This window comes from Actinoallomurus iriomotensis, assembly GCF_030269445.1.
In the GTDB taxonomy this organism is placed as follows: domain Bacteria; phylum Actinomycetota; class Actinomycetes; order Streptosporangiales; family Streptosporangiaceae; genus Actinoallomurus; species Actinoallomurus iriomotensis.
In genome coordinates, this window is the sequence record NZ_BSTJ01000011.1 from 24,864 (window position 1) to 50,775 (window position 25,912).

15 protein-coding genes and 1 pseudogene are annotated in these 25,912 nt (G+C 67.8%); 6 read left to right on the forward strand and 10 right to left on the reverse strand.

The features are described 5' to 3' along the window. Window positions 1–15 precede the first annotated feature (15 nt). The 9 genes from QSK37_RS37125 to QSK37_RS37165 form a co-directional block, all read right to left on the reverse strand. The gene (locus QSK37_RS37125) at window positions 16–1,185 is read right to left on the reverse strand and encodes a C40 family peptidase (protein WP_285630318.1); all 1,170 of its coding nucleotides are present in this window, start codon (window positions 1,183–1,185) and stop codon (window positions 16–18) included. After that, window positions 1,182–1,805, reverse strand: coding sequence for a hypothetical protein (locus tag QSK37_RS37130; RefSeq protein WP_285630320.1), 624 nt, complete (start codon window positions 1,803–1,805; stop codon window positions 1,182–1,184). The genes QSK37_RS37125 and QSK37_RS37130 overlap by 4 nt, the downstream gene beginning before the upstream one ends. Continuing rightward, a complete protein-coding gene (locus QSK37_RS37135) occupies window positions 1,802–2,713 on the reverse strand; it encodes a replication-relaxation family protein (RefSeq protein ID WP_285630322.1) in 912 nt (303 codons plus the stop codon). Before QSK37_RS37135 ends, QSK37_RS37130 begins: the two co-directional genes overlap by 4 nt. 38 nt (window positions 2,714–2,751) lie before the next feature. Continuing rightward, window positions 2,752–5,142 carry a type IV secretion system DNA-binding domain-containing protein gene (locus QSK37_RS37140; protein ID WP_285630324.1) on the reverse strand — a complete coding sequence of 797 codons (2,391 nt, stop codon included), beginning with the start codon at window positions 5,140–5,142 and terminating at the stop codon, window positions 2,752–2,754. A 98-nt stretch (window positions 5,143–5,240) separates the two neighbouring features. Further along, entirely contained in the window at window positions 5,241–7,106 is a 1,866-nt protein-coding gene (locus QSK37_RS37145) for a VirB4 family type IV secretion system protein (protein ID WP_285630326.1), read from the reverse strand. Then, on the reverse strand, window positions 7,103–8,092 hold the full coding sequence (locus tag QSK37_RS37150) for a PrgI family protein (protein WP_285630328.1): 990 nt from the start codon (window positions 8,090–8,092) through the stop codon (window positions 7,103–7,105). Before QSK37_RS37150 ends, QSK37_RS37145 begins: the two co-directional genes overlap by 4 nt. Further along, window positions 8,092–9,858 carry a TrbL/VirB6 family protein gene (locus QSK37_RS37155; RefSeq protein WP_285630330.1) on the reverse strand — a complete coding sequence of 589 codons (1,767 nt, stop codon included), beginning with the start codon at window positions 9,856–9,858 and terminating at the stop codon, window positions 8,092–8,094. Before QSK37_RS37155 ends, QSK37_RS37150 begins: the two co-directional genes overlap by 1 nt. Window positions 9,859–9,864: 6 nt before the next feature. Next, a complete protein-coding gene (locus QSK37_RS37160) occupies window positions 9,865–10,233 on the reverse strand; it encodes a pilin (protein WP_285630332.1) in 369 nt (122 codons plus the stop codon). Then, the gene (locus tag QSK37_RS37165) at window positions 10,230–11,315 is read right to left on the reverse strand and encodes a sigma-70 RNA polymerase sigma factor region 4 domain-containing protein (protein WP_285630334.1); all 1,086 of its coding nucleotides are present in this window, start codon (window positions 11,313–11,315) and stop codon (window positions 10,230–10,232) included. Before QSK37_RS37165 ends, QSK37_RS37160 begins: the two co-directional genes overlap by 4 nt. Window positions 11,316–11,735: 420 nt before the next feature. Between QSK37_RS37165 and QSK37_RS37170 the strand changes: the two genes are divergently transcribed. The 5 genes and pseudogenes from QSK37_RS37170 to QSK37_RS37190 all read left to right on the forward strand — a co-directional run bounded on the left by QSK37_RS37170 (window position 11,736) and on the right by QSK37_RS37190 (window position 16,552). Beyond that, a complete protein-coding gene (locus QSK37_RS37170; protein ID WP_285630336.1) occupies window positions 11,736–12,278 on the forward strand; it encodes an NUDIX hydrolase in 543 nt (180 codons plus the stop codon). A gap of 470 nt (window positions 12,279–12,748) precedes the next feature. Further along, window positions 12,749–12,961, forward strand: a pseudogene (locus QSK37_RS37175) (hypothetical protein); the annotation flags it as partial. Window positions 12,962–13,229: 268 nt separating this feature from the next. Continuing rightward, the gene (locus QSK37_RS37180; protein WP_285630338.1) at window positions 13,230–14,336 is read left to right on the forward strand and encodes a TRM11 family SAM-dependent methyltransferase; all 1,107 of its coding nucleotides are present in this window, start codon (window positions 13,230–13,232) and stop codon (window positions 14,334–14,336) included. A gap of 364 nt (window positions 14,337–14,700) precedes the next feature. After that, a complete protein-coding gene (locus QSK37_RS37185; protein WP_285630340.1) occupies window positions 14,701–14,970 on the forward strand; it encodes a DNA-binding protein in 270 nt (89 codons plus the stop codon). 4 nt (window positions 14,971–14,974) lie between these two features. After that, window positions 14,975–16,552 carry a tyrosine-type recombinase/integrase gene (locus QSK37_RS37190; RefSeq protein ID WP_285630342.1) on the forward strand — a complete coding sequence of 526 codons (1,578 nt, stop codon included), beginning with the start codon at window positions 14,975–14,977 and terminating at the stop codon, window positions 16,550–16,552. 155 nt (window positions 16,553–16,707) lie between these two features. Here QSK37_RS37190 and QSK37_RS37195 read toward each other — a convergent pair whose 3' ends face one another. Next, window positions 16,708–17,649, reverse strand: coding sequence for an alpha/beta hydrolase (locus QSK37_RS37195; RefSeq protein WP_285630344.1), 942 nt, complete (start codon window positions 17,647–17,649; stop codon window positions 16,708–16,710). A 1,465-nt stretch (window positions 17,650–19,114) separates the two neighbouring features. Here QSK37_RS37195 and QSK37_RS37200 point away from each other — a divergent pair. Next, window positions 19,115–25,903, forward strand: a complete 6,789-nt coding sequence (locus QSK37_RS37200; RefSeq protein WP_285630346.1) for an RHS repeat-associated core domain-containing protein — start codon at window positions 19,115–19,117, stop codon at window positions 25,901–25,903. Window positions 25,904–25,912: the final 9 nt, after the last annotated feature.

Here is a 25,912-nt window from a genome sequence, read left to right on the forward strand (position 1 = left end):
CAAATGAGATGACCTCTAAAGCGTGGAATTGTCCATCGGCTGTCCACCGGATGTGGAATTATCCACGCAAATGTGGAACCGACACCTGGACTTGTCGAATGGACGGGTGAATCCGACAGGTCCGCCGGGATAGTTCTTATACGACTGGCGGCGGACAAGGGTGCCAGTGTGGGGTGCGACGATCATGATGCCGGTGTGGGGGTTTTCGACGATGCCGACGTGTCCGGGTCCTGTGTGGCCACGCTGGTAGTCGAAGAACACCAGATCCCCGGGCTGCTCGAATCCGGCGGGGACGCGTTTGCCGTGCCAATATTGGGCGTCGGAGAGGCGTGGGATGGTGATGTGGGCGGCGCGGTAGGCCATCATCGTCAACCCGGAGCAGTCGAAGGAGTCCGGTCCCTCACCCCCATAAACGTAGGGTTTACCGATTTGCGCGCGGGCGTAGGCCAAGACCGTCGCCGCGACCCCTCCGGGGATGTTGGTGAACGCATCGACGTCGCCCGGACACGCGACGGGGTCCAGCCCGTTGGCGGTGGCGGGTGTGGTGGTGCTGGTGGCGTAGCGGGCGGCTTGGGCCATGACACGGCGGACGTAGCCCGAATCGGGGTTGTAGGCGAACACCGCGTGCGTCAGGTTCTGCGGCGCGCCGTGGGCGAGCAGGAACCGCGCTGCCCCGGGGATGGCATCGGCCGGGTCATGGACATCGGCCCATCCGTCCCCATCACCGTCGATGCCTACACCGTTGGTGCGTTGGGTGGCGGGGTGACGGGGCGCCCCGCCCCAGTTGTTCCCGGCGGCTCCGCCAACGCCGATCTGCATAGGCCCGGCGGCCCCGGCCCAGTTCGCCCCGGACCGGACACCGCTACCGGGATCACGGCCGTGATCGGATTCGATCTTCCCGATGGCGGCGAGCAGATTCCACGGGATCCCGTACCGTTGCCCGGCTGCCTGGTACAGCCGCAGGTAGTCCGCCGGAATCCCGGTCCTCGCGTCGGTGGTGACGCCCGGCTGGCCGGGGCCGGCTTGCCCACAGGTGGCCTGCCCGGCGCCGGAGATGCCGATGGTGATGAGCAGCGGGATCAACAGCAGCGCACCGAGCGCGATCGCGGCGGACGCCTGTACCGCCCCGGCCTCTCCTCGCAGGTTCTGCGGGGTGTTGGCCGGGGCGGTCGGGCGGGTGGTCATGAGGCGGGTTGGCGGGTGGCGGTGATCTGGCCGGTGTTGCCGGTGGAGGCGAACTCGACCGCATACACCCGCCAGCCGCCAGAACCGTCGTCGTCCTGGTCGGCGGTACGGGCGAGGGTGAGGGCGTAGTGATCGGTGTCGGCGCGGTTGGCGTGCGCGGTGGCGACGTGCTCGGTGACGGCGACCAGGAAGGTGATCGAGGTGGGGCCGAGCGCGCGGATCGCCTCGGGCCGGGCGTGGGCGGTGGTGATCTGCTGGAGGCGGCGCCGCTGGGTGAGGGTGGCGGGGTCGGCGGCGGCGCGTTCGACGACTGTGCGGAGTTGCGGGCTCATCATGGGCGCCAGGCGGTTCAGATAGGCCGAGGGCGTCTCGTCGTAACGGTGGCTGGCGAAGGTGGCGGCGAATCGGGTGGCGAGGCCGGCGGCTTGGCTGATCTGCCCACCGTCGAACGGCAGCAAAGCCGTGCCGTCGAGAAAGGCGGGTGTCGCGGCCGGGCGGGAGCTGCTGGTCCGTCGGTCAGCGGGGTCGGCGGTTTTGGCGTGGTGGGAGCCGCGGACGGCCAGGAGCGCCACGGCGAAGAGAGCGACGCCGGCTGCGGCGATGGCGAGTTTGATGTTCATGCTCGTTCTCCCGTCGTGCTCGTGGTTGTGGTGGGGGTCAGTTCGGTGAGCCGCCGTCGCTGTGGCGTACCGGGGATACGCCATGCGGGTCCGGCGGGTCCGCCGGCGGTCTGCAGGGCTTGGGGTGTGGTGGTGGCGATGAGCGGACCGCCGGCGGTGGTGAGGCGGGTGTGGAGGTGGTCTTCGCGGGGCGGGTTCGGCAGGGCGAAGAGCACGGGGGTGTCGGTGATGCCGGTGAGTTCGGCCAGGGCGGTGTAGTCGCCGATCTTGACGAGCAGCCGGGGCAAAGGTTCGGTGCCGGTGTCGTACTCGACGAAGAAGTCGGTCTCGTGGCCGTCTTGGTGCCAGCGGCCGTAGCCGTCGGGGCGGGCGTATTTGCCCCAGGTGGCTTGGCAGCGGCGTTCGGACCACCAGGTGAGCAGAGCGGCGCCGGGGTGGGTGCGGCCGTGGTGGGCCAGGGCGGTGAAGATGCCGTTGGCGCCGATGAGGTGGTGCAGTTTGTCGGAGTGGGCCAACGCGAGGGCACGGTCGAGGCGGTAGCCGAAGGCGGTGAGGGTTTGGCCGCGGCGGGCGGCGAGGACGGCGGCGCCGGCGGGGCCGAGGACGTAGTGCAAGGGGGCGGAGCCGGTGGCCATCGCGGGCCGGAACCGTTCCAGGGCGCGGAGCCGCCACAGGGCGAGGAGCCGGTGGGTGGTGGTGCTGACCGATGGGAAGGCGAGTTGCTGGATCTGGTGGGTGGTCAGCGCGCGGTGTTCGTGCAGGATTTCCAGCAGCCACCGGTCCCGGGGGGTGAGGCGGGTGGCCAGCGTTGCGATCAGTTCCGGGCTGACGCGTGGCCGGACCGGGCTCGCGGTGGTCGTGCCTGCTCCGATGTAGGAGCGGGCGCGGCCGGTGGTGGGTGTGGGCATGGCAGTCCTCCAAACGTTGCTGGGACGTCGGGTTTCGGTTAGGCCGGTGGCTGTGCCGAGGGCGGCTCGTCTCCCAGGCCGCCGCTCGCCGTCTGGTGTGAGGCCGTTTCGGTCTCATCAGGGTCGGGGTGGCGGGGGTCGTGGAGCGGGGGTCGCCGGTGGGTGGTCGCGGCGTTCGTACGCGCGGCGTTCCGGCAGAGCTCGGCGCGGCCCGGGGCGGGGCCGGGGAGGGGCCGGGTGGTGAGGGTGAAGGCGGGGGTTTCGCTGTTGGCGGTGATGAGGCGGGCGGCGGCTTGGTAGGCGGCCAGGTTGGTCAGGTCGTGTTCGGTCAGGTTCGGGCGGGTGAGCGGAGCCAGGTCGCGGGCGTCGTGGGGGGAGACGGCGAAGATGACTTTGTTGCGGGCGTTGGTGGCGACGGCGTCCCGCATTCCGGGTGGGAACTGCGCGAGGTTTTGGTGCGCGAGGGTGACCGAGAGGCGGTAGGCGCGAGCTTCGGCGAGCATTTCCTCGATGCCGTGGGGCAGGTTGAGGAAGCTGTGGGCCTCATCTATGACCAGGGCGGCGTCCCGGCGCCGGGTTTCGGGTTGGTGGGCGCGGGCGGTGATGGCTTCCCAGACTTTGGCGACCACGAACGAGCCCAGCAGCCGGGCGGTGTCGTCACCGAGGGTGCCCTTGGGGACCCGCACGAGCAGCAGTCCGCCGCCATCGAGCAGGCGGGGCATGTTGAGGCCGGGGCCAGGCGTGCCGACGACGGCGCGGACGAAGGGACGCAGGAGGAAGGCGCGGAGTTTGTTCATCACCGGCCCGATCACATTCGCCCGCGCTTCCGGTGACAGGCCGGAGTACCAGCTCCAAAAGCCGGTGAGGATGTCGTCGGTGAGACGGCGGGTCGCCCGTGCCCGGTAGGTCTCATCGGTCAACAGCCGGGGGACGTCGGCGAGGGTCGCGCCAGCGGTTTGCTGGAGGGTGAGGACGGCGGAGCGGAGGATGTCGTCGGTGCGGGGGCCCCAGGAGTCGGCGAAGATCCTGCGGAAGATCCCGACCAGGTTGTCCCCGGCCAGGTTCGCGTCCGGCCCTGCCAGGACGCCGAGGGCGGGTGGTGGGGTGGTGTCGGGGTCGATCAGCCACACCCGGGACGCCGCGCTTTCGGGGAGGCGGTCGAGGAGGTCGTTGATCAGGTCCCCGCGCGGGTCGATGACCACCGCGGCCCGGCCCGCAGACGCGTCGGTGAGGATGAGGTGGGCCAGGAGAGTGGACTTGCCGGCGCCGGTCGCGCCCAGAACGTGCAGGTGCTGGCGCGCGTCCGGTACGCGCAACGCGATGGGGCGGGCGGGTCCGGCGTCGGCGTCGCCGAGGAGTTTGCAGCTACGCCCGCCGGCCGCGACCTGCGGGGGTGGGGGGATCGAGTTCGCGCCGGCGCGGGCCAGGCCGGGCACGGCGGGGTCGTAGGGAAGGTGCGCGATCGCCGCCAGCTCACTGACCGACAGCAGATCTCCATGGCCCATCCGCCGTTCGGTGAGGGCGCGGGCGGGGTGGGGGAGGCGGTGGCGGGTGAAGTGGTTGCGGCCGGAGAAGACGGCGAAGGCGGCGGCGAGCGCGTGCGCCCGGCCTCGGACCCAGGCCCGGCTCGCCACCGGGTCGGTGGTGAAACTGGTGGCGGCGGCGTAGCGGATGGCCACGGCGAAACGCGGTGCGGCGGCCTTGTCGAGGATCGCGCGGATCTCTCCCGCCCGTTCCGGATGCGTCGCCACGACCCCTGTCGTGCGGGTTGGCGTGGTGCCGGGGGTGAGCAGGTCCAGCAGCCGCCCGACCATGCTGGGTTGGGTGGCGCCGCGCAGGTGGGCTGCGGCTCGGTAGGCGCGGCCGAGGCGGTGTCCGGTGACAGGGCGGACCAGGATCTGCACGAGGGCGGTCTGGTTCGGGCCGATACCGGTGCCCGCACCCAGCAGGGGACGGATCGGGTCCTCAGCGTGGGTGGTGTTGATCGGGTGGTGGTCGGGGCGCGCCAGCCGCAGCACCCCGCCCGTCGCCATCGCGTGGCCAGGGAACGGCGAGGTAGGGGCGGTGATGGTGGTGCGGGCGGCGGGCCAGGCCGCCTCGATGGCACGCGCGATCAGCGCGGTGGGAACAACGCCGGGTACCCACAGCCGGATGTGCAGTTGGGGACCGTCCCAGAGGTATTCAAAAGCCAGGTGCGGTTGGTCGAACAGCCATCGTTTGAAGCGGGGGCGCAGCAGCCCGATCAGGTTTGCCCAGAACACCGCCGCGGCCGGCTCAGCGACCTGGGGCGGAACCTGGATGTGCACCACGCGGGCACCCTGGGTGAGCCGGTGCTGCCGCCACCGCCGGATGACTTCCCGGCCGGTCAGCGCGAGCGCTGTGACGGCGAGCGCCGTCCCGGCCACGGGGACCAGATGCGCAAGCAGCAAGTGGATGACCAGATGCCACCCAAGCGTCAAAGCCCCGAGAGGATCTTGGACCAGCCGGCCGGCCGGCGAGGTTGTTACCGCGTCCCTGCGAAGGCGGATCACAGGTCCCCCTCCTCATCCAGACCGGTGTGCAACTCCAACTCCTCGATGCCGGAACCGGCCGCACCGAACTCGCCGGCTCCATCGGTGAATTCGAGCGCGGCGAGGACGGCCGGGTCGGTGGTGGCGAGCGCGTCTTCGCCCGGGCTGGCCACGACGTCGAAGGCGACCCGGTCGGCGCCGGCGAGCAAGAGTCCTTGGCCGCGGCGGGCCGAAGCCAGGAGTTGGCGTTCGCCGTCGGTGAGGGCGAAGGCGTCGGTGATCTGGTCGAGGGCTTGGGGTGCTTGGCGGAGCAGGATCTGGGTGGCGGCGTTGGCGACGACGGCTTGACCGAGGTCGGAGCCGAGGACGTCGGCGGCGTCTTGGGTGATGACGGTCAGTCCGGCCCAGTGCTTGCGGGCCGCTTTGGCCATCCGGTACAGGAACTTCGCGCCTTCGGTCTGGCGCATCAGCAGCCAGCCCTCATCCACCACGACCAGGCGTGGCTTGCGTCTGTTCACGTCGGTGACGCGCCGCCAGATCACATCCAACGTCAGTAGCGTCCCGACGGTCTTCAGCTCCTCGGGCAGATCCCGCAGGGAAAAAACGATCAGGTGGGAGTCGGGGCGGGTGGTGGTGGGGTCGGCGAACAACTGGCGCCAGGTCCCGGTTACATACGGTGCGAGCCGGGCCGCGAGCTCGCCTGCGGCGGGGTCGCCGTCGTTTCCCAGGGCGGTGGCCAGGTCGGGCAGGGTGGGCGGCTGGCGGGTCCAGGTGCGCGGGTCGGCGGTCAGCCCGGCGTCGTGGTATGCGGCGACGATGGCGCGGTCGAGGGCGGCGCGTTCGGGTGGGGTGAGCGGGGTTTCGCACAACACGGAGATGAAGGTGTGGATGAACAGCGCCCGCCGGGTGAGCGCGTCCTTCGTCTTGTGCGCGCCGGGTGGCAGGTCGAACGGGTTGAGGCGGACACCGTCGGCGCCGAGGGCGATGTGTGCACCACCGACGGCCTGGGCGAGCCGTTGGTATTCGTTTTCGGGGTCGATGACGCAGACGTCGACGCCGGTGAACAGCGACCGCAGAATCTCCAGCTTGGCGAGGTAGGACTTGCCGGCACCTGAGCGGGCCAGGATCACGGAGTTGTGGTTGTCGCAGGTGAACCGGTCCCACATCACGAGTGAGGCTGATGCCGCGTTCACCCCGTACAGCACGGCGTGCTCACCCAGGTCGGCGTGCAGATCCGGGGAGGTGAACGGGAACGCGGCCGCCAGGGCGCTGGTGTCGAACGTGCGCCCGGTACCGAGAAGGTCGACACCGAAGGGGAGGGTGGTGATCCAACCTTGCAGGGCCCGGAAGGTGGTGGGCTTGGCGTCGATCAGCAAGCCGGCCGCCAGCGCCCGCACCCGGGAAACTTCCTCATCCAGCTCGGCCGGGGTGCGGGCGTGGACCGTCAGGGACAGGCCGACCTGGAAGAGACGGCCTTCGCCGCGGGCCAGTCGTGCGGCCAGATCGTGGGCGTCTGTGGCGGCGGCGTCGGCTTCGAAGTCGATCAGCCGTCCCTGCTCATAATCGGATCGGGCGCCGGCCTCCAGGCGGGCGAGGCGCCGACGTAGCCGACTCGCCGCGACGGCGGGTGGGATCGGATTGATGTGCAGGGCAACGTCGAGGCGGCCGGGGTAGGTCAGGAGGGGTTCGAGCCAGCCGAGCCCGACCTCACGCGGATACCCGGTGACCACCAGCGACGCGCACACTCCCTCGCTCAGGTCAAGGCGACGCGGCTGGACTCCGATGGCGGGCGGCCCGAACGGTGCCCCCGCATGGTCCTCATCGGCGGAGTCATCGATGGAGGGCCGGAGCCAGGCGGGGAGGAGGGAGGTGATCGGTTTCATCGCCTGGCCTCCGCCTGGTTTCCGTACGTGATGGGCTCGTCCGGCATGGCCTGGCCCGGGTCCATCGGTGGCGCGGTCGGGTCGGCTGCGGCAGCCAGTACCGCTGCGGCTTGGGCGCCGTCGAGGAGGTAGGCGGTGATGCCAGCGGCGGCCAGAGCGCGGGTTGTCTGCTCGGCGCGCTGCAGTACCCGCAGCGCCGCCGCCTCCGCATCCCCGAACCTCCGCGCCTCCGCGCCGGTGCCGGTGCCGGTGCCGTGGGCGGTGGAGGGTTCGCGGAGCACGATGAGGACCTGGCGTCCGAGCAGTTCGCGGGTAGCGGCCAGCTCGCCCAGGAACCTGGCGTGGTCCAGCGCCGCGTCTTCCAGCGCCGGGTGCGGCAGTCCCGCCGCGCGTTCTTGCAGAAGCGTGATGGCGGGGGCCAGGTTAATCGGCTGGGCGTGCACGAGGATCTGCACCGGGCCCGTGAGGGCGTTGAGCCAGCCACCGAACGCGCCGACCAGGGCGGCCTGCTCATTGGGGGTGCGCAGGGCGAAGCTGACGGTGGTACAGGCCACGATGACCGCGACGCCCTCGGCGCCGAGGTTGATCGCGCCGTCACCGCGGATCGCACGCGCTGGAAGCCGCAGCGGTGCCGGCAACGGCGCCTCTGGTCGTGCCGCGGCGGCCCAGGCTGGCAAAGCCGGGATCGGGTTCGGGGCCAGAATGAGCCGGCGGGGCCGACGGGCGTGGGCAAGGGCGTGCAGGGCGAGCCGGTCCACGGTGACGCCGTCACGTTCGGCCAGCGCAAGCGCAGCGGCCACCCCGATGAGGGGGACGGCCAGGGCGGCGAACACCGGGAACGGGATGAGGGTGCTGGTGGCCAGATACAGCGCCCACACCAGCAGGGCGGTGGGCGTGAGGATGGCGAGCTGGCGTGCGGTCAGATTGCCGACGAGGCGGTCCTCGTGGTCCAAGTTCGCGGGGATCGTCACCGTATACGGGCTCATCACCTGTTCCTCCGATCAGAACGCGCAGTAGAGCCGGGATGCGGGCGAGCGGTGTGGCGGCGGGCACGGGCTTCGGCGTCACCGAGCGCGGCAGCGTCGGCGAGGCGGCGCGGGGACCGGCCCGCCGCGGCCGTGCCCGGAGCGGGGAAGGGCAGCGGAAGGTCGCCCTGGCGGCCGGCCCGTGGTGGCGGGGCGGGCAGGCGGGTCTGGACGTAGCGGGGGCGGATCGGCAAAGACGTTTGGGTCCAGCGGGGCGGCCGAGCTGCGGTGCCGGGAAGCCGCAGCTGCGTCCACCGCGCCGCCGGAGCCGTCGGCTGTGGCGCGGGGCGGCCGGGCCGTTCCAGCGGCAGCTGCTCCCCGCGAGGAGGGTGGCGTGGTCTTTCCAGCGGCAGCTCGAGCTGCTCCCCGCGGACAGGTCCGCCGGACGGTGGTGCTGGCACCGACGGCGGCGGCTGGGACGCGGCCGGGGGCGGGCGGCGCGGACCACCACCCTTACCTGTGGTGCGGGTACCAGCGAGAGCGGACACGCGCCGGACGATCAAGACGGCGGCGAGGGTACGGACGATCCGCACGAGCGGGCTACCGCTCACCCCACCCCGGCTGATCATCCGGACCACCCAGGACGGGATGCGCACCAGGATGTAAAACAGGCAGATCACCAGCACCAGATCGAGCATCGAATGCGGTGTCCGGAATCCGAAGACGGCTTTCTGGTCGGAGGCGAAGAACACCCGCAGGCCGGCGGTCAGCACCAGCGATTGCGCGACCTGGATGGCCAGCACCCCACCGATCGCCCGCCACCACAACCGCGCCACCCCTTCGGTCTGGGGGAGCGCATGGCAGGCGAGTGCGAGCGGCGCTGCGACGGTCAACAACACCAGCGCCATGAGCCGCAGCGCGAAAGTGAACACCACCACCTGCGCCGCGATCACCGCGACCAGTGCCAGCAGCATCAAGAACACATCGTTCGGGCCCGTCGTTGCCGCGAGCACCAGACCTTGAAGGGCTTTTGCGGCCTGGGCCGGGTCGACGCCCTTGCCCATCAACGCCGCCGACACGGCGTTCGCCATGTCGATGGCCGGGCCGATCACAAGCAGGTTCGCGTTCGCGGCCACCACGGCGACAATGAGGCGCGGGGCGATGTCCTTGGCGGTATAAGAGGTCTGCAGGCTCTGGTGGCCCATCACCAGCATCCCGCCGATGACCACCAACAACACGAAACAGCTGTTCGCGACCCACACCGACGTTGTCCACATGCTGTGGACACGAGAGATCTGATCGACACGCGGAGCGGCCAGCACCGAACCGGCCAAAAAGCGGAACACCGGGTTGACCGCGGCGGAGACCACGGCGCGGAAGAACCCGGTGATCGCCCGGCATCCCAGATCGAGCATCCCGCACCCCGAACCGCCGTCCGGAGCAACAGGCGAGGTCGGGTCGGTGCCGGGCGCGCCGGACGTGCCGGGGCTCGCCGTCGATGCCGTGCCGGGGGAGGCTGCGGGCGGCGTCGTCGAGGCGGGGCTCGGGGTCGGTGTGTCGGCCGGCGGGGAACTGACCGCCGCAGAGCTGTCCGGCGGCGAGCTGTCCGGCAGTGCCTCGACCGGTGGTGTGGGCGCCGCGAGTTCCCGTGAGATCGCCCGCCCATCCGCGGGGAGAGCAGCGGTGGCGGTGGGGGCGAAACCGATGGCGGTGACCGCGATCAGGATCATCGTCCATGCCGCCACGATCACCGGCAGCCAGGCACGGGAAGGCTTGAGGAGATGCATCCGGGCTCACCCGCCCACGAAGCTTTGGAGGATCTTCACCAGGAGAGGTGCCAGCAGCGCACCGCCGAACCCGATCGCGGCGTTCTTCAGCGCCTCCTTGCCCTTGGCGACCTCTCCCGGATCGCCGCCGGCCAGCAGCAGGCGCAAGAACCCGATGGTCAAGAACAACGTCGCGAGGGAGACCAAAAGCCCGACCAGCCACTTGGTGATGGCTCCGATCACCGTCGGCAGGTCCTTCGGCTCCGCGCCCAAGACCGCCGCATGCGCATCGATCGCCGGAACCAGCAGCACCACGGCGACTGTCACCGCCGGGACCGCGGCGGCGGACAGGGCCGGCGCGAGGCCTGCGATGAACTTTCGGGTGCGGCGTTTCATGAGGTGTCCCCCTCCCGGCCGGGCGGCTCTGCCAGGTCCCGCCCGGACTCGGACCCGGACAGGGCGTTCGCCGGGCTACCCGGCGAACTGCTAGGCCGTTCTTTCGGGTGGGGGAGGTGGTGCGCGGGGCCGCAGAAGGCTCCTTTCTCATCGGGAGTGGGCCGTTCGGATGTGCCGTCCGAGGGAATGGATCGGCCCCGCACACCGGGCTCAGGGTTTTGTCCCCTCGCTGAAGGAAGACCGGAAACAGCGGCGGGAGGGGACAGGCGATGTTCCACATCGCCTGATGCCATCGCGGCGGTCAACCGGGCCTCACCGCGCTGACGCGCTTTACGCGCCGCCTCATAGCCGAGGCCGAGTTCGGCCGCAGCCTGCTTGAGGGTCAGGTTCTCCAGCCGGCTGCGGCCGATCAGCTCGGCCTGCACCGGTGACAGCACGCCCTTGGCGACCGCATCGAACAAGATCAGATCCGGGTGGCCCCACGGCGGAGGCGGGGGCTGAGACTCCAGCGGCGGCAACGGCATCACCGGGATGCCCTCGCGGGTGTAGCGGGCTTTGATCCCGGCCCGATACGCCATCCACCGCAGCCGAGTGATCACCCCGGGACGGTCCAGATCGATCCGGACCAGGCCCTCGAGAAACCCGGCCAGCACGGCCGAGTGAATATCGGTGGCATCGCCGCGGTAACCCTCGGACAACTCGCTGGCCATCTTCCGCAACGCAGGCATGCCCACCCCGGCCGCGCCGACCACCCACGAGGGGCCCTTCGTGCGGGCGGCGTCGACCAGGTGCCGCCAGGCCGCGTCCCGGCACGCCCGACCGGTGGCGGGATGACACAGGATCGACCGCAGCTCGTCCAGCCGGATCACCCGGCGCGGCAACCCATGCCCGATCGTCTTGCCATCCACGGACAGCGGCTGCGGGCCGGTGGTCAACGCCCGGAAGGACGTGACCACCATCCCCAGCGACGAGGCCGCATCACGGTGGACGCGCCGCCGACGGCGCGTACGGCGCTGACCACCGGCGCGGGCAGTAGTCGGCGTGGTGGAGGGATCGTGGGGTGTGTGTTCGGTACCGGCCATCACCGGCTCCCTTCGGATCGCGGACAACTGCGATCCAGACAGCCAGGCCACCTAGGCAGTTCTTAGACACGTCACCGAAGCTGCGTGCCTACCGGCCGCCTGCCCACCATCTGCCCAAGCCAGAGAAAGCCAGGGACCTGCCTAAGCCCATGACGACCGCCGTCAGCGCGCGCATGCCGTCGTGCCTCCGCGCTGCCCGGGGTGGACATGTACGCATCCACAACGCGGCTGCGGTGGCGGAGACCGTGAGTATCGATGTGCCGAGGTGAACATCGCCGTGCAAGCCCTGTTTCTGAATTTGGGCACCAGATGTCGTTCATCCCCGGCACCGCTTCGCGACCTGCAGGTGGTCAAACGTCGACGGGCTCGGGCGCCGCTCAATCAGTGAGTTCCGATCACATGGTCGGGATACTGGCCACCATGACGTCGAACTCACGTGAGGTCATGGCACCGGGGTTCGCCCGTATCAAGATCCGCGTCGGCGCGCTCGTCTTCTGTGGCAACGACGTGGCCTTGATACGGCGGGACCGGCCAGGGTCGACCCACTTCACTCCGCCCGGCGGCAACGTCGAGCACGGCGAAGACCTGCTGACCGCGTTGCGGCGTGAGCTGGCCGAGGAACTCGACCTCGCTCACCCCCAGGCCAACGCGCCGGAGTTGCTGTGGGTGATCGACCAGATGGTCTCCCGCCCTGGAGCCACTCCGCCGCCGCGAAAGCTGCACCTCATCTACCGACTCCACATCACCCCCGATGTCCGCGAGGCACTGGCCACCGAGGAATACGACGAGGTTCCCGGCGGGCATGAGATCGGCCTCATCGACTGGATCGACTACCGCACAACCGCCGAACTGCCGATCTTCCCACCCATCGGACCGGCACTGGCCGCGCTTCCCAACCCACTCGCCGCGGTCACCGATGCGGCCCTGCCCGCCGTCACTGACGACAACTACGTATGGGTGTGACCGTTTCAGCAGGCAGCGCGAGACAGATGGCAAGCCGTCCCGTAGACCGTCGGCAAGGTGGTGTCCGAACTCGTAAATGTCGTTTTGCGGACCAATCGGGTGGTGTGCGATGCCGGGGGTTGCCCCCGATTGCCTACACCGCCGTCGGCTTGCCCGCCACTGGACATCGGCGTGCCCCAGGTGGACGAGCACGTGACTGCTGCGGCGCCCAAGCGGACATGAGCGTGCCTGAGGTGGACTACGACGACGAAGACTTGCCTAACACCTGTGTTCGCTTGCTTGCAGATGGACATCGCCACCTCCCCAGGCAGCCGATTGGTTGCTTAAGCAAGTGCCTAGCACTCCACCTGTAGATCGTGATCTTCACGTCGCCGGCCGTCGGCGGAGAGCCAGTCGCCTCAGACGGCGGGGCAGAGGCACTGCCAAGTGTTGGCGTTGAAGTATGCAGCGGCAGCGTCGATGAAGCGGTCGTGGCGGCCTGGGCGGCGTCCTGCGCTGCGGTGAGCTCCTCGATGCTCGTGGCGGCATCGATCAGCTGCCAAGCCGCCGGGCTCAGCAAGGACACTGTCTTCGCGACCAAGCCAGAACTGGCCCGCACGATGATCGAGCGGTTCCTGAATGCCGGACACCACGTCGGCTGGGTCACCGGGGACGAGGTCTACGGCGGCAACCCGAAACTGCGGCACAAGCCGGGGGCTGGGATTGCAGGAGCCTGCGGATCAGCCAAGTCGGCGGCCCGGAGCCATCCTCGGCACCTGTAGCTTCAGGCCTGACCGCGAGACGGAAAACAGCGCCGCCTCCTTGCCCGTCGGATTGGGCCGCGTGCCTAACGTGTGCTCACCGGTGCGCCGATCGTGTGCCTATGTGCGTCTTGGGCGTACGTAACGGGTGCCGATCGTGTGCCCACGGGCGTGCCTAAGAAACGCCTAGCCAGGCAGGTTCCCTGGGAACGTGCCGTATGCGAGGGGTGGACGTGCAGAAGCACTCACCATGCCCCACGACCACGACCACGACCACGACCACGACCGCGACCACGATGTCGAGCTTCGCCCTCATCCCGACACCGACTTTCAGCCTGCAGAGCCGAACCAGGCCGGCGATCCGAAGCAGGACCGTGCCTTCGACTCCGACCATGTCCCGGCGGCTCCGGAGGAGGTCGAACCGTTGCCGTTGTCGGTTTGGGTGTGCGCGCAGCGCCCTGCCGTCTGGCAGCGTCGCGGCCGGTACCTGCCCGGCGCCACCGCCCACCCGGCCAAAATGCTGCCCGCGCTCGCGGCCACCGCGATCGCCAGCTACACCCAGCCCGGCGATCTGGTGCTGGACCCGATGTGTGGGATCGGCACCACGCTCGTCGAAGCCGTCCACCTGGACCGGACCGCGATTGGCATCGAGTGCGAAGCCCGATGGGCGAACCTGGCCCGCGCTAACCTCGACCTCGCCCGCGACCACGGCGCGGCCGGGACCGGCGCCGTCATCACCGGCGATGCTCGCAACGCCGGCGCCCTCATCACCGATCCCCACGTCGTCGGGAACGTCGCGTTGCTGCTGACCTCACCCCCGTACGGGCAGACCACCCACGGGCAGGTCCGCTCCAGCCGGGAAACCGGCCACACCGGCGTCCGCAAATACGACTATGCCTACGGCAAGAACCGCGGCAACCTCGCCCGCGGCAGCCACGACCGGCTCGTGTCTGGCTTCAGCGACATCCTGCTCGGGTGTGTGCCGTTGCTGCGGCCGGGTGGGATCGTCGCGATCACCACCCGCCCGTTCCGCCGCCACGGCCACCTCATCGACTTCCCCCACCAGGTCTGGGCCGCCGCCCAAGACGCCGGCTTGGAACCACTCCAGCGCCTCGTCGCCCTGCTGTGCGGCATCAAAGACGACCACCTGGTCACCCGCGCCAGCTTCTTCGCAATGCACGAAACCCGCAAAGCCCGCGCCGCCGGCCTTCCACTCCACGTCAACGCCCACGAAGAAGTGCTCATCCTCCGACGCCCACCCGAACCCCAGCTGCCAGTGGCCGACGGCGAACCCACAAGGTCAGCGGAGAACCGATGATCCGGCAGCAGACCTGCGCTTCCGACCAGGCTGGTAATCACACCACCCGCCCCGCTCGCTGTGGTTTCAGTGGCCGGACGCCTCTGCAGGACGACCCTCGAGCGGCGGGCGGACCACGTGCCTTGGCGTTCAATCTTCTGCTGATCGGTTGCCGCATCCGGTGGTGTCCGCGTCCGTTGCGGTACGGGGCAATGGCGGGCGGGCCTGGGGTGCCGTACCAGCGGATCCGCCTTGATCCCGCCGCCGGAGGTGTGGCTCGATCCCACCGGTCAGCGCCACGCCCGGCGTTCCTATCGTCTGTCACGACCGCCGCTATCGAGCGACTTCGGAGTCACCGAAGCGGTGGGTCTGGCGGGAGGGGGAGATGAAGGCGGGTTTGTCGCTGGCCGAGATACAGCGGCTGCCCGCCGTGGTGGACCTGGTCACCGCGGGACAGGCGCTCGGCCTGGGCCGCACCAAGACCTACGCCCTCGCCCGGACCGGCGACTTCCCCTGCCGGCTGCTCCGGGTCGGCAGGAGCTATCTGGTGCCCACCGCCGAGCTGCTGTCCCTGCTGGGTCTCCCGCCCGCGGGTGCGCCGCGCGAGCCCGACGACCGGCCGGACACCAGCGCGGGACCGGCCGCGAAGGAGTGAAGCGATGGCGAAGGGACGAACCTTCAAACGCTGCGGCTGCCGCACCACCGACGGGAGACGGCTCGGCGGGAACTGCCCCAGACTCAAACGTCGCAACGGCTGGAATCCCCACCACGGGACCTGGCACTACCAACTCGAACTCCCACCCACCAGCGATGGGAAACGGCGGGCACCGCTACGCCGGGGCGGCTTCACCGACCAAACAGCCGCACAAGCCGAGATGGACGCTGCTCGTGAGCTGCTGGCCCTCGCTGGAGACGACAAGACGCTGGCCGTGCGGGTCGCCGACATCCTCACCACCACGGTCAAGGACACCGGCAACCTCCCGCAAACGAGCGAGGTGCGGCGTCGGGTCCGTACCGGCCAAGAACTCGACCAGCAGCGCACCGTCGCGGACTGGTTGAAGACCTGGCTGGCCGGCAAGCAACAACTACGCGACAGCAGCACCGCTGCCTACGCCTCCCACATCCGCCTGTACTTCGACCCCGTCATCGGGCACATCCGGCTGGACCGGCTGCAGGTCACCCACATCATGGAAGTGTTCGAAGCGATCGACGAACTCAACGACACCATCGAAACCGCCCGACAGACCGGCGACCCGGCGATCCGCGCCAAGGTCAAAGGACGACGCCCGGTAGGCCCGGCGACCAAACACCGGATTCGCGCCACCTTGCGCTCGGCGCTTAACACCGCGATCAAACAACGTCTGATCGACTTCAACCCCGCCGCCGTCATCGAGTTGCCCCCGGCCAAACGTCCCAAAGCACTCATCTGGACCGACGAGCGCATCGACGAATGGCGGCAAGCCCGCCAGGCGTATGTGGAGGAGATCCGGCGGCGCAAGCAGATCCTGGCCGCCCGCAGCCCGCACGGCGCCAAGCTCGGCACCGCCGTCACCGCACTGGACTCCTACATCGGCACCCCTAGGCCATCTCCGGTGATGGTGTGGACACCGAAGCAGACCCAGCGGTTCCTCGATCGCGCCGAACACCACCGGCTGTACGCGCTGTACCACCTCGTCGCGTTCCGCGGCCTGCGCCGTGGCGAAGCATGCGGCCTGCGCCGGCCCGAACTGGACCTGATGAACCAGGTCGCGACGGTGCGGTGGCAGATCGTCCAGATCGGCGCCACCACCACACAAGGCCCTCCCAAATCCGACGCCGGAGACCGCCAGATCGCCCTGGACCGCCGTACCGTCAACGTCCTGCTCGTCCACCAGGCACGGCAGGACAACGAACGCCTTACCGCCGGCGACGTCTGGGAGGAGACCGGGTTCGTCTTCACCACACCGACTGGGCAGCCCCTGCACCCGGCCGAGGTGACCGAGCAGTTCCACTGGCTGTGTATGGAAGCCGACCTGCCACCCATCCGCCTTCACGACCTGCGCCACGGTGCGGCCACCCTGCTGCTGGCCGCCGGACACGACATGAAAATGATCCAAGAGACTCTCGGCCTGTCCTCCATCACCATCGCCGCCGACACCTACACCTCCGTCCTGCCAGACCTGGCCCGCCAAGCCGCCGAAGACGTCGCCGCGATACTCAGACCCGCTCCGCGCGGGCTATCGGCCGGACGTAGGTGAGGGGGAAGGGGACTGCCACCCCGACCATGAGCATGCCGATCAGCCATCTACCTGCGGTGATGTGAGGTGCGTTCGTCAATACCGCTGTCTCAGCCATGCGAAAAGCGGCTAGGCCTACAGCGTCCCGGCCAACAAGATCGGCGTTCCCGCCCGCGTCAGTCGTGCTGGTTCATCCAACTGAGGACGGAGTCGGTGACTCCGGGTTCGTCGAGGAGGGCGCCGCCGTGGGCGGAGGAGCCGGGGATGGTTTGGACGGTGATGCCGCCTGTGGGCATGTCGTGGTTGACCTCTTCGGCTGTTTCGAGGTCGGTGGAGTGGATGGCGGGGATGAAGTCGTTTTCGGAGTGGATGAGGTACATGGGGGCGTCGTCGGCGCCGGAGGCCCGGTTTTTGGCGACCATGTCCTTCCAGGTGTCCCAGCAGGAGGGATGCATGCTGGTGTCGACGTCGGCGGAGTCGGGGTAGCAGCGAGCGAGGACGACGGCGTTGTCGCGGACCTTGCGTTCGGATGGAGTGCTGTCGTCGTGGTTGCCGTCGTTCCATGCGCGGTAGGGGGAGGCGACGGGGGATAGGGCGACGATGCCTTTGACGCGGCTGCCGGCTGCGCCGTAGGTGCCGACGACGGTGGCCAGGTGTCCGCCGGCGGAGGAGCCGAGGACGATGACGCGGTCGGGGTCGGTGTCGAACGTGGCGGCGTGGTCTTTGACGTAGTCGATGGCGTCGAGGACGTCGGTGCGTTGGGCGGGCCAGCCTGCGTCGAAGTCGAGGCGGTAGTCGACGTTGAAGGTGGCGTAGCCGTGGTCGGCGAAGTAGCGGGACCAGGTGACCCAGCCGGTGTCTTCGTACCAGTAGCCGCCGTGCAGGATGACGACGGCGGGCTGGTTGGAGCTGGAGGCGTGCCAGTAGGCGGTGAGTTTCTGCCGTGTGTGGCTGCCGTAGGAGTAGGTCTGCTCGTTGCGTGTCTCCGCGCGTAGCTGCTGTACCTGTGTGTGCGCGGCCGGCTTGGTGGGGAGCCCCGCTGCGACGTGCGGGGCGATGCTCAGCAGCGTCGCGGTGGTGGCCAGGGCGCTGATGGCGATGCGTAGGAGTCGACGCAACGGGGTTCCCCTTCTCTGTTGCTGCCGCGTGAGGTCACCTCGGATCGTCACGTGGAGCGCAATACCCGGCAAGGTGATGAAGATCACGCAAAATGGACAGAAGCGACTATTCGGTCATCAATCTGGCCATAAACGGGCATGCATGGCGGAAGCGTCGACGATGTTCCAGGCTTGGCGCAATGGGCTCTGGGGCCAGGATCGATCCATGCTGGGCGTGCTCGTCTCACGTCTGTAGTCGGTCGTGAGATCCATTTCGTGGGCCGAGTCGGCGCCTGGATCACGTGACCGAATATCAAGAAGGTAAATGGAAGGCCATATCTGGACATTGCGGCGGTAAAGGTGTGGTGTTACCGCTTGCTTCGATTCCGGGGGTGCCTGGGGGCGGGTGCCCGGGGGGCGACCTGGGCGAGGTCGGGGTCGGTGTCGAGGCAGCCTGTGTGGCTTTTGATCTACGCGGCGGCGGTCAGAGCGTCGTCGTGGGGGCTTGGCCAGGCGACGTCGGTGTGGCAGTAGTAGGTGGCGCCGACCGTGAAGCCGTCGTCGGCGAAGTGACGGGGCGGTTGATGCCTGGTCGGTTTCGCTGCCGAAATCGGAGCGGGCCGCCGTGCAGCGGTGGTGCCGTCTGTGGATGCCTGAGTCGTACCGGTAGGCGCTGATCCCCTGACGCGTTCGGGCGCCGTAGGTGTAGACGGCCTCGTGCTGGATGGCCGCATTCGAGTTGTGGGCGGCGGCCGCGACCGCAGTTGTGAGGGCGGGTGACGCCAGCCGGGCCTGGTCGACCATCTATGCAGGTGAACCCTTTTCCGGACCGCCATGTCCACAATCGTCCGGCGTACCGGGAGGTAAGACGCCCAAGGTGATGGCAGACCGCCGCGCTGGTGACAACGTGGTGCATGTCACACGCGAGAGTCGTGGCTCATAACGGTCTCGTTCTGGGGCGGTTTCTGAGTCGGGCGGGGGTGGCAGGCGGCTGGCGATCGGACCGGGGCATTCTGTGTCGGTGCAGCTCAAGGGGCCATTTCGAGCTGGCCGGAGCGATCCGTATTAAGGAAAGACGCCTGGGCGGTTTGACTGGTTTACCAAGTCTTTGACCTTTCTTGGTCATTCTGTTGTTTACGTGGCATGCGGGGATCTTTCCGAGCGGCGCGCGGCGACGTACAACCACGGGGGCAGCCGTTTGGGTGCTTTTGGGTGTGCCTGTGACGTGGGGACCGTTTAGCCGTGCGTCCGGCCTCGAGCGTGGGAGTGCGGTTTGCGCGCCATGATGCGTCTTGGGTTGCGTCCTGCTCGTATGTGGGTTGGCTCGGCAACGGTCTCGGCGTTGCTGATGGCAGGCTTCGCTTCGCCGGCGGCGGGATCTCCGGACCCGCCCGATACGGGGGGCAGGTGGGGGCATTCGGCGGTTGGGCATCCGGTGTCTCCGGCCCGGGTGAAGCCGGCCCCTGAGGACGCTCCGCGGCAGGCGTTGGCCAAGCCGGTGTGGCCGGGTTCGGGACAGGCGCGCGTGCAGGTCACCTCGGACGCGTTCGCGCAGGCGGGGAAGTTGCCGATCTGGGTGGCGGCGGGCGGTGCGGCTTCGCCACGCAAGGAGTTCGAGGGCAAGGCCGGTGTGTCGGGGATCAAGTCGGCGCCGGCGGCCAAGGAGGCCAAGCCGGCTGATGTCGCGGCGCCGCCGTCGCAGGTGCAGGTCGATGAGCTGGATGCCGCCAGGGTCAAGACGCTGGGCGGCGTCGGGATCGCTTTCCAGCTGCGCCGGGTCGATGGGGGAAGCGAGCCGGGCCCGGTGCAGGTAGCGGTGGACTACTCGGGTTTCGCCCAGGCGTTCGGGGCGAATTTTGCCGATCGCCTCCGGCTGGTGAGATTGCCGGGCTGTTCGCTCGCGCGGCCTGATGATCCGGCGTGTTCGGCCGTGCCGGTGACGATGCCGGCGACCAACAATCCGGCGACGGGAAAGCTCACCGCGCAGCTCACGGCCGCGCCGCCCGCCGGGACCACACCGGATACGTCGGCTGCCGCTGGTGATGGTTCAGCGCCAGTGGATTCGGATGCGGTGTTTGTGCTGGCGAGCACGGCTGCGGGTTCGTCGACGGGAGATTACCGGGCGACGGATATGCGGCCATCGGGTTCATGGTCGGTGGGGTTGTCGTCAGGGTCGTATAACTACTCCTATTCGATCCCGACGCCCCCGTCGGTGGGCGGCAGCGCGCCCGATCTGTCGTTCGGCTATGACTCCGGGTCGGTGGACGGTTACACGAACGCCACCAACACGCAGGCCTCGTGGACTGGGCTGGGCTGGGATCTGTCGCCGGGGTTCATCGAACGTAAGTACCGCGGGTGCGCGGAAGACGTCGATTCGGGGCAGAGTGATCAGGTCTCGTGGGGGGATTCGTGCTGGGAGTCGCCGTATGCCAATGACGGTGAGGACAACGACAACGCCACCACCCGTGGTCTGGCGACGTTGCAGATCAGTCTGGGCGGGCACACGAGCCAGCTGATCCGGGAAAGTTCAGGTGTTTACCGGCTGGAGGATGATCCGGGCTGGCGGGTGGAGCACAAGAGCGGCGGCCCGAACGATGACCAGGATGGCGAGTACTGGGTCGTCTATACCCCGGATGGGACGCAATACCGGTTCGGGTACGGCCAGGACGGCGGCGGGACGGCGACACATTCGAACTGGACCGTGCCGGTCGTCGGTGATGACGCCGACGAACCCTGCCACGGCGACTACCCGGCCTCATGCCGGCAGACGTGGCGGTGGAACCTGGACCGGGTCGTGGACCGGAACGAGAACTCCACCTATCTGTACTGGGAAAACGAGACCAATTACTACAAGCGGTACGCCTCTAGCAACTTGCTGTCCTACGATCGCGGCGGCTACCTGTCGCAGGTCGTCTACGGCACCAATAGCAGCGTCGCCGGCGATCATGTCGCGGCCAAGGTGGTCTTCAACACGGTCAACCGGTGCACCGAACGGATCGATGGGACCGCGACCACGTGCCCGACGATCGCGAGCTCCAGTTCTTCGTATCCGGATGTGCCGACCGATCTGATTTGCTCCTCCTCGTCGTGTAGTAACTATTCGCCATCGTTCTTCGCGACGAAGCGTCTGGACTCGGTTGAGACGTTCTTCTGGGACGCTTCAAGCTCGGCATGGGTCAACGACACGCTGTTGAAGCTGTCGTACAAGATGCCGAACCCGACCGGGCTGACGGCTTCGGTGTTGTGGCTGGACAAGATCACTGAGGTCGGTGAGGCCGGCGACGATGCCGATGCGATCACGCTTCCGCCGGTGAACTTCGACTCGGTGTTCTTGACCGGCCGGGTGGACTATGACGAGTCCGCGGGCGTGCCGAAGATGTATCTGCCGCGCATCGCGACCGTCTTCAACGGCATGGGCGGCCAGACCAACGTTTCCTACGGGCGTCAAGCACCATGCCCGGCTCCGAGCGACTCCGGCTACAGCAGCTGGCTGAACAGTAAGAACGGGCACTGGGACACCAACACCGACGACTGTTACCCCGTCCCATACACCCCTGAAGACGCCAGCCCCGGTATCGGCATCTTCCACAAGTATCTGGTGACCAAGGTCGACGACGTCGACAACGTCGGCGGGACCACCACCCACAGGACCGTCTATGAGTACGACCTGAGCAGTGGCGCGTGGGCGCACAACCGCGACTACGAAGCCCCGCAGAACAGCTGGACGTGGAACGAATGGCGCGGGTACGGCGCGGTCCGTGTCACCGAGGGCGCCAGCGCGACACCGACCAGCAAGTCGGTGTCGACCACGACGTTCTTCCGCGGAATGAACGACGACGTCCTGGCCGACGGCACCCACAAGACCGCGACCCGCACCGACTTCGACGGCAACGTCTGGGACGACGACCGGCAGCTGGCCGGTGACACATTGCAGGTCCGGAACTGGAAGATGACCGCCGATGCCTCTGATCCCGACGATCGCACCTTTGTGGAGCTGAACTCCCAGCGCAATCAGTTCACCTCCGTGCACGCCGTGGACGGGCCGGGCGCACGGAACGCCCAGCTGGTTCGCCAGTCCAAGCAACACTCCCGCACGCGACTCGATGACGGGACGTTCCGGGAGACCGATACCCGTACTACCTATGACGGCACCTACGGTCTGCCGCTTGTAGAAGCCGATGCAGGCCAGCTCGGGGTGGCGGACAACACCTGCACCCAGATCACCTACAACCAGAACACCGACACCTCCGGTGGGCACTTCCTCCTGGACTTCCCCGAGACCACCCACACCAATGTCGGTGACCCGGATGACGCGACCGGGAACTGTCTGGGGACATTGCTGTCGCAGACGGTGACGCTGTATGACGGCAAGACCTCGACCAGCGACACCGGCCACCCGATCGCCGACGGCAACCCCACGCAGGTCGACTCCTCCATCGACGCCACGCATGTCAGCTCGGTTAAGAACACTTATGACTCCTACGGGCGTCTTAAGTCACAGACCGATCCGCGGAACAAGACCACCACGACCGTCTACAACCCGGCGGTCGGGTTCCCGGTCAACGGGGTCATCGTCACTAACCCGCTCGGGCACACCGCCACCACCTACCCCAGCCGGTTCGACGGTGAGGCGAACAAAGCCACCGACGCGAACAATCTGACGGTCACCTTCGAACGTGACCCGCTGCGGCGCCTGACCAAGGTGTGGCTGCCCACCGAACCCACCAGCGGCGACCCGTCCTACAGCTTCTCCTACTTCCCCAGCAACAGCACCAGCGGCGCGCAACCCACGGCACCACCGAAGGTCACATCACAACAGCTGCAGTCCGGGTCAGGCGATTCGGCGGTGAAGCTGTCCAGCTACGCCTACCTGGACGGCTTCGGTCACACCCGCGAGGTGCAGACCCCTTCACCGGCGGGTGGACGGATCATCGTGTCGACCAAGTACGACAGCCGCGGCCTCGTCTCCGGCACCTCTGAGCCGATCTACGACACCGCCAACGCCGGATCCGGGCTCTTCAACCCGGTCAATGCGAGCATCCCGATCTTCCACCAGATCAACTACGACCCGCTGAAGCGCCAGACCGAAGACATCGCCATGCATACCGGCGCCGAGCAATGGCGTACTACCGCGACCTACCACGGCGACCACACCGAGACCACACCACCGGCCGGCGGGAAGACCTTCGACTACGTCGATGTCCACGGGAACCTGACCAAGGTCGCCGAATACGACAGTGACGGGACCACCCCCCACGACACCACCTACACCTACGACCGGCTGAACCGCCTCACCGGCATCACCGACGCGCACGGTGACGTCAGCTCCTACACGTATGACCTCCTCGGCCGCAGGCGGACCAGCGACGACCCCGACCACGGGTACTCCACCACCGACTACGACCTAGCTGGCAACCCCACCGTTACCGTCGACGCCAAAGGCCAGAAGATCACCAGCGTCTATGACGACCTGGGGAGGCTAACGCAGCAGTGGTCCGGAGACGCCGACACCGGCACCAAGCTCGCCGAATGGGCCTACGACACCGTCGCGAAGGGGCAGCTGACCTCCTCCTCCGCCTACAACCAGGGCCACGCCTACACCAGCACCGTCACCGGCTATGACGACCGCACTCGCCCTACCGGCAAGACTGTCACGATTCCCTCAGCCGAAGGCGTTCTAGGTGGCGACTACAGCTACACCTACACCTATGACGGAGCCGACCACCTCACCTCAATCACCTACCCCGAAGCCGGGGGACTGCCGGCGGAGACGGTCACCTCCACCTACACCGATCTGGGCCTGTTCTCCAAGCTCACCAGCGACTACTCCGATGGCTACACCTACCTGAAGACCAGTAGCTACACCGACATCGCCCAACCGTCCGAACGCGACCTCGGACCCGCCGGCGGTGTGGCCCGCAGCTATACCTACGACCCGGCTACCAATCGCCTGTCGAACCTGCACCTGAAGGTCGGCGCCGACACCGCCACCCCCACCACCGTCCAAGACGACGACTACAGCTACGACAAGGCCGGCGACATCACCCGGGTCGCCGACAACACCACCCAGGTCGGCGGCGTCACCACACCCCAATCCCAATGCTTCACATACGACGCCCGCCGCCGCCTGTCCGACGCCTGGACCACCACCGCCGCCAACTGCCAAGGCGGCGCAGCTGCGGCCGACAACAACGGCCCGGACCCGTACAAACTCGGCTATCACTACGACGCCCTGGGCAACATCACCTCAGCCACCAGCGGAATCAGCCCCCAAGTCACCACCAGCTACACCTACCCCTCAGCCGACACCGCGGCCGACCAAACCCCCGGACACCCCAACGCCGTCAGTACGGTCGGGTCCGACAACTACGGCTACGACGCCAACGGCGCCCTCACCTCCAGAACCGTCAGCGGAGTCACCTCCACGCTGAACTGGGACCCGCTGCAGCGGCTCAGCTCGCTCACCAGCGGCGGGCAGAGCACATCCTTCGTCTACGACGCCGGCGGCGATCGCATCATCCGCCGCGAGCCGACCTCCACCACCGCCTACCTAGACGGCATGGAGCTCAGGGCCGCTGGGAACACGGTCACCGCCACCCGCTACTACACCGCCGACACCGACGTCATCGCCCTGCGCAAAGCCGGAGACGACACACCGACCTGGCTGGCAGCCGACACCCAAGACTCCACCCAGATCGCCGTCGACGGCTCAACCGGCGCGACGGACCGGCAGCGCTACCTCCCATTCGGCGCCCACCGCGGGGGCGACACGATCACCGCCACCGACCGCGGCTACCTCGGCCACACAGAAGACGCCACCACCGGCCTGGACCAACTCGGTGCCCGCTACTACGACCCCACCATCGGCCGATTTATCTCCACCGACCCCGTCCAAAACCTCGCCGACCCCCAACAACGCAACCCATACGCCTACGCCGCCGACAACCCCATGACCTTGAGTGATCCCAGCGGCCTCCAAGCGGACTGCCCTAGCGGGGCCGGAGGTTGCGGAAACACCGGAAACATGGGCGGAGGAAACGGTAAAGGCGACCCCGACTACTCGCCGACTGGCGACAACTGCGTCGCTTACGGAACCTGCAAAGGCGCAGCACTACAAAGGCTCAAGAGGAACGAAGAGCGAAGGCGTCAGGCGGTGGCATGCGCGGAGAGGGGCGGTATTACCTGCCCCACCGGAACAGGCCCAGAAGGCGACGCCGCCACGGTCGAAGACGGTCTCGACCTCTACGGGGCCGGCCACTGGGGCTTCAAAAAGTTCGGGTTCAAAGAACAAGTGACCAGTATGCTAAAGACTGGCCTGTTCGCGCTGACGACAACCTACGGCGGCCCCGAGGAACTCGCCGAATATGCAGGCATAAGAGGCCTAGCAAAACTCATCGGATGGGCGGCAAAATCCGCTAAAACGGCCTCACGAGGCCGCAAGGCGGCCAGACTTGGAGAGAAGATAGGATGTGCAGCGGGAAACAGCTTCACACCCGACACCGAAGTACTCCTCGCAAATGGCAAACACAAGCCGATAAGCAAAATTAAACTCGGCGATAAAGTCCTCGCCACCGACCCCACCACAGGCAAAACCAAACCTGAGCCCGTCGTTGCCCTCATCGCCGGACACGGCATCAAACAGCTCACCACCATCACCATCGACACCGACGGTGATAAGGGGCACCAAACCGCGACCGTCACCGCCACCGACCAACATCCCTTGTGGGCCACCGCAAACCCGGCCCGCACGTCCTTGGGTCACTGGACTGACGCCACCGATCTCCACGTCGGCGCACATCTCCGCACACCTGACGGTCACACCGTCGAGATCATCGCCGTGCGGCACTACTCCCAGTCCCAGGCCGTCAACAACCTCACCGTCGCGAGCCTCCATACGTACTATGTTGAGGCCGGTACCACGCCAGTTCTGGTTCACAACTGCAGCAACCCCGGGACTGGGTTCGACGTGCCAGACGGACCTGGCGTCTACACGATTCATTTGGATGATGGGAAGAAGTACGTTGGGAGCAGCGTCGATAGCATGAGAACGCGAGTCAACAAGTCGATGAGATCGAAGCATGCAGTTAGGAAAGCCGGTTATGGTCCGGATAACGTAGTGAACGTTACATGGGTCTCATTGCCTGACGTGACTGATAGTGTAGTCGCGCGACGCGTAGAGCAGACCGTCATGGACGGACTAAAGGATCAAGGCGTCACTTTGGTTAATCGACGTGACCCCGAGATCGCTGTTCCTTTCGGTGGCTACCTTCCGTAGGAAGCGGGA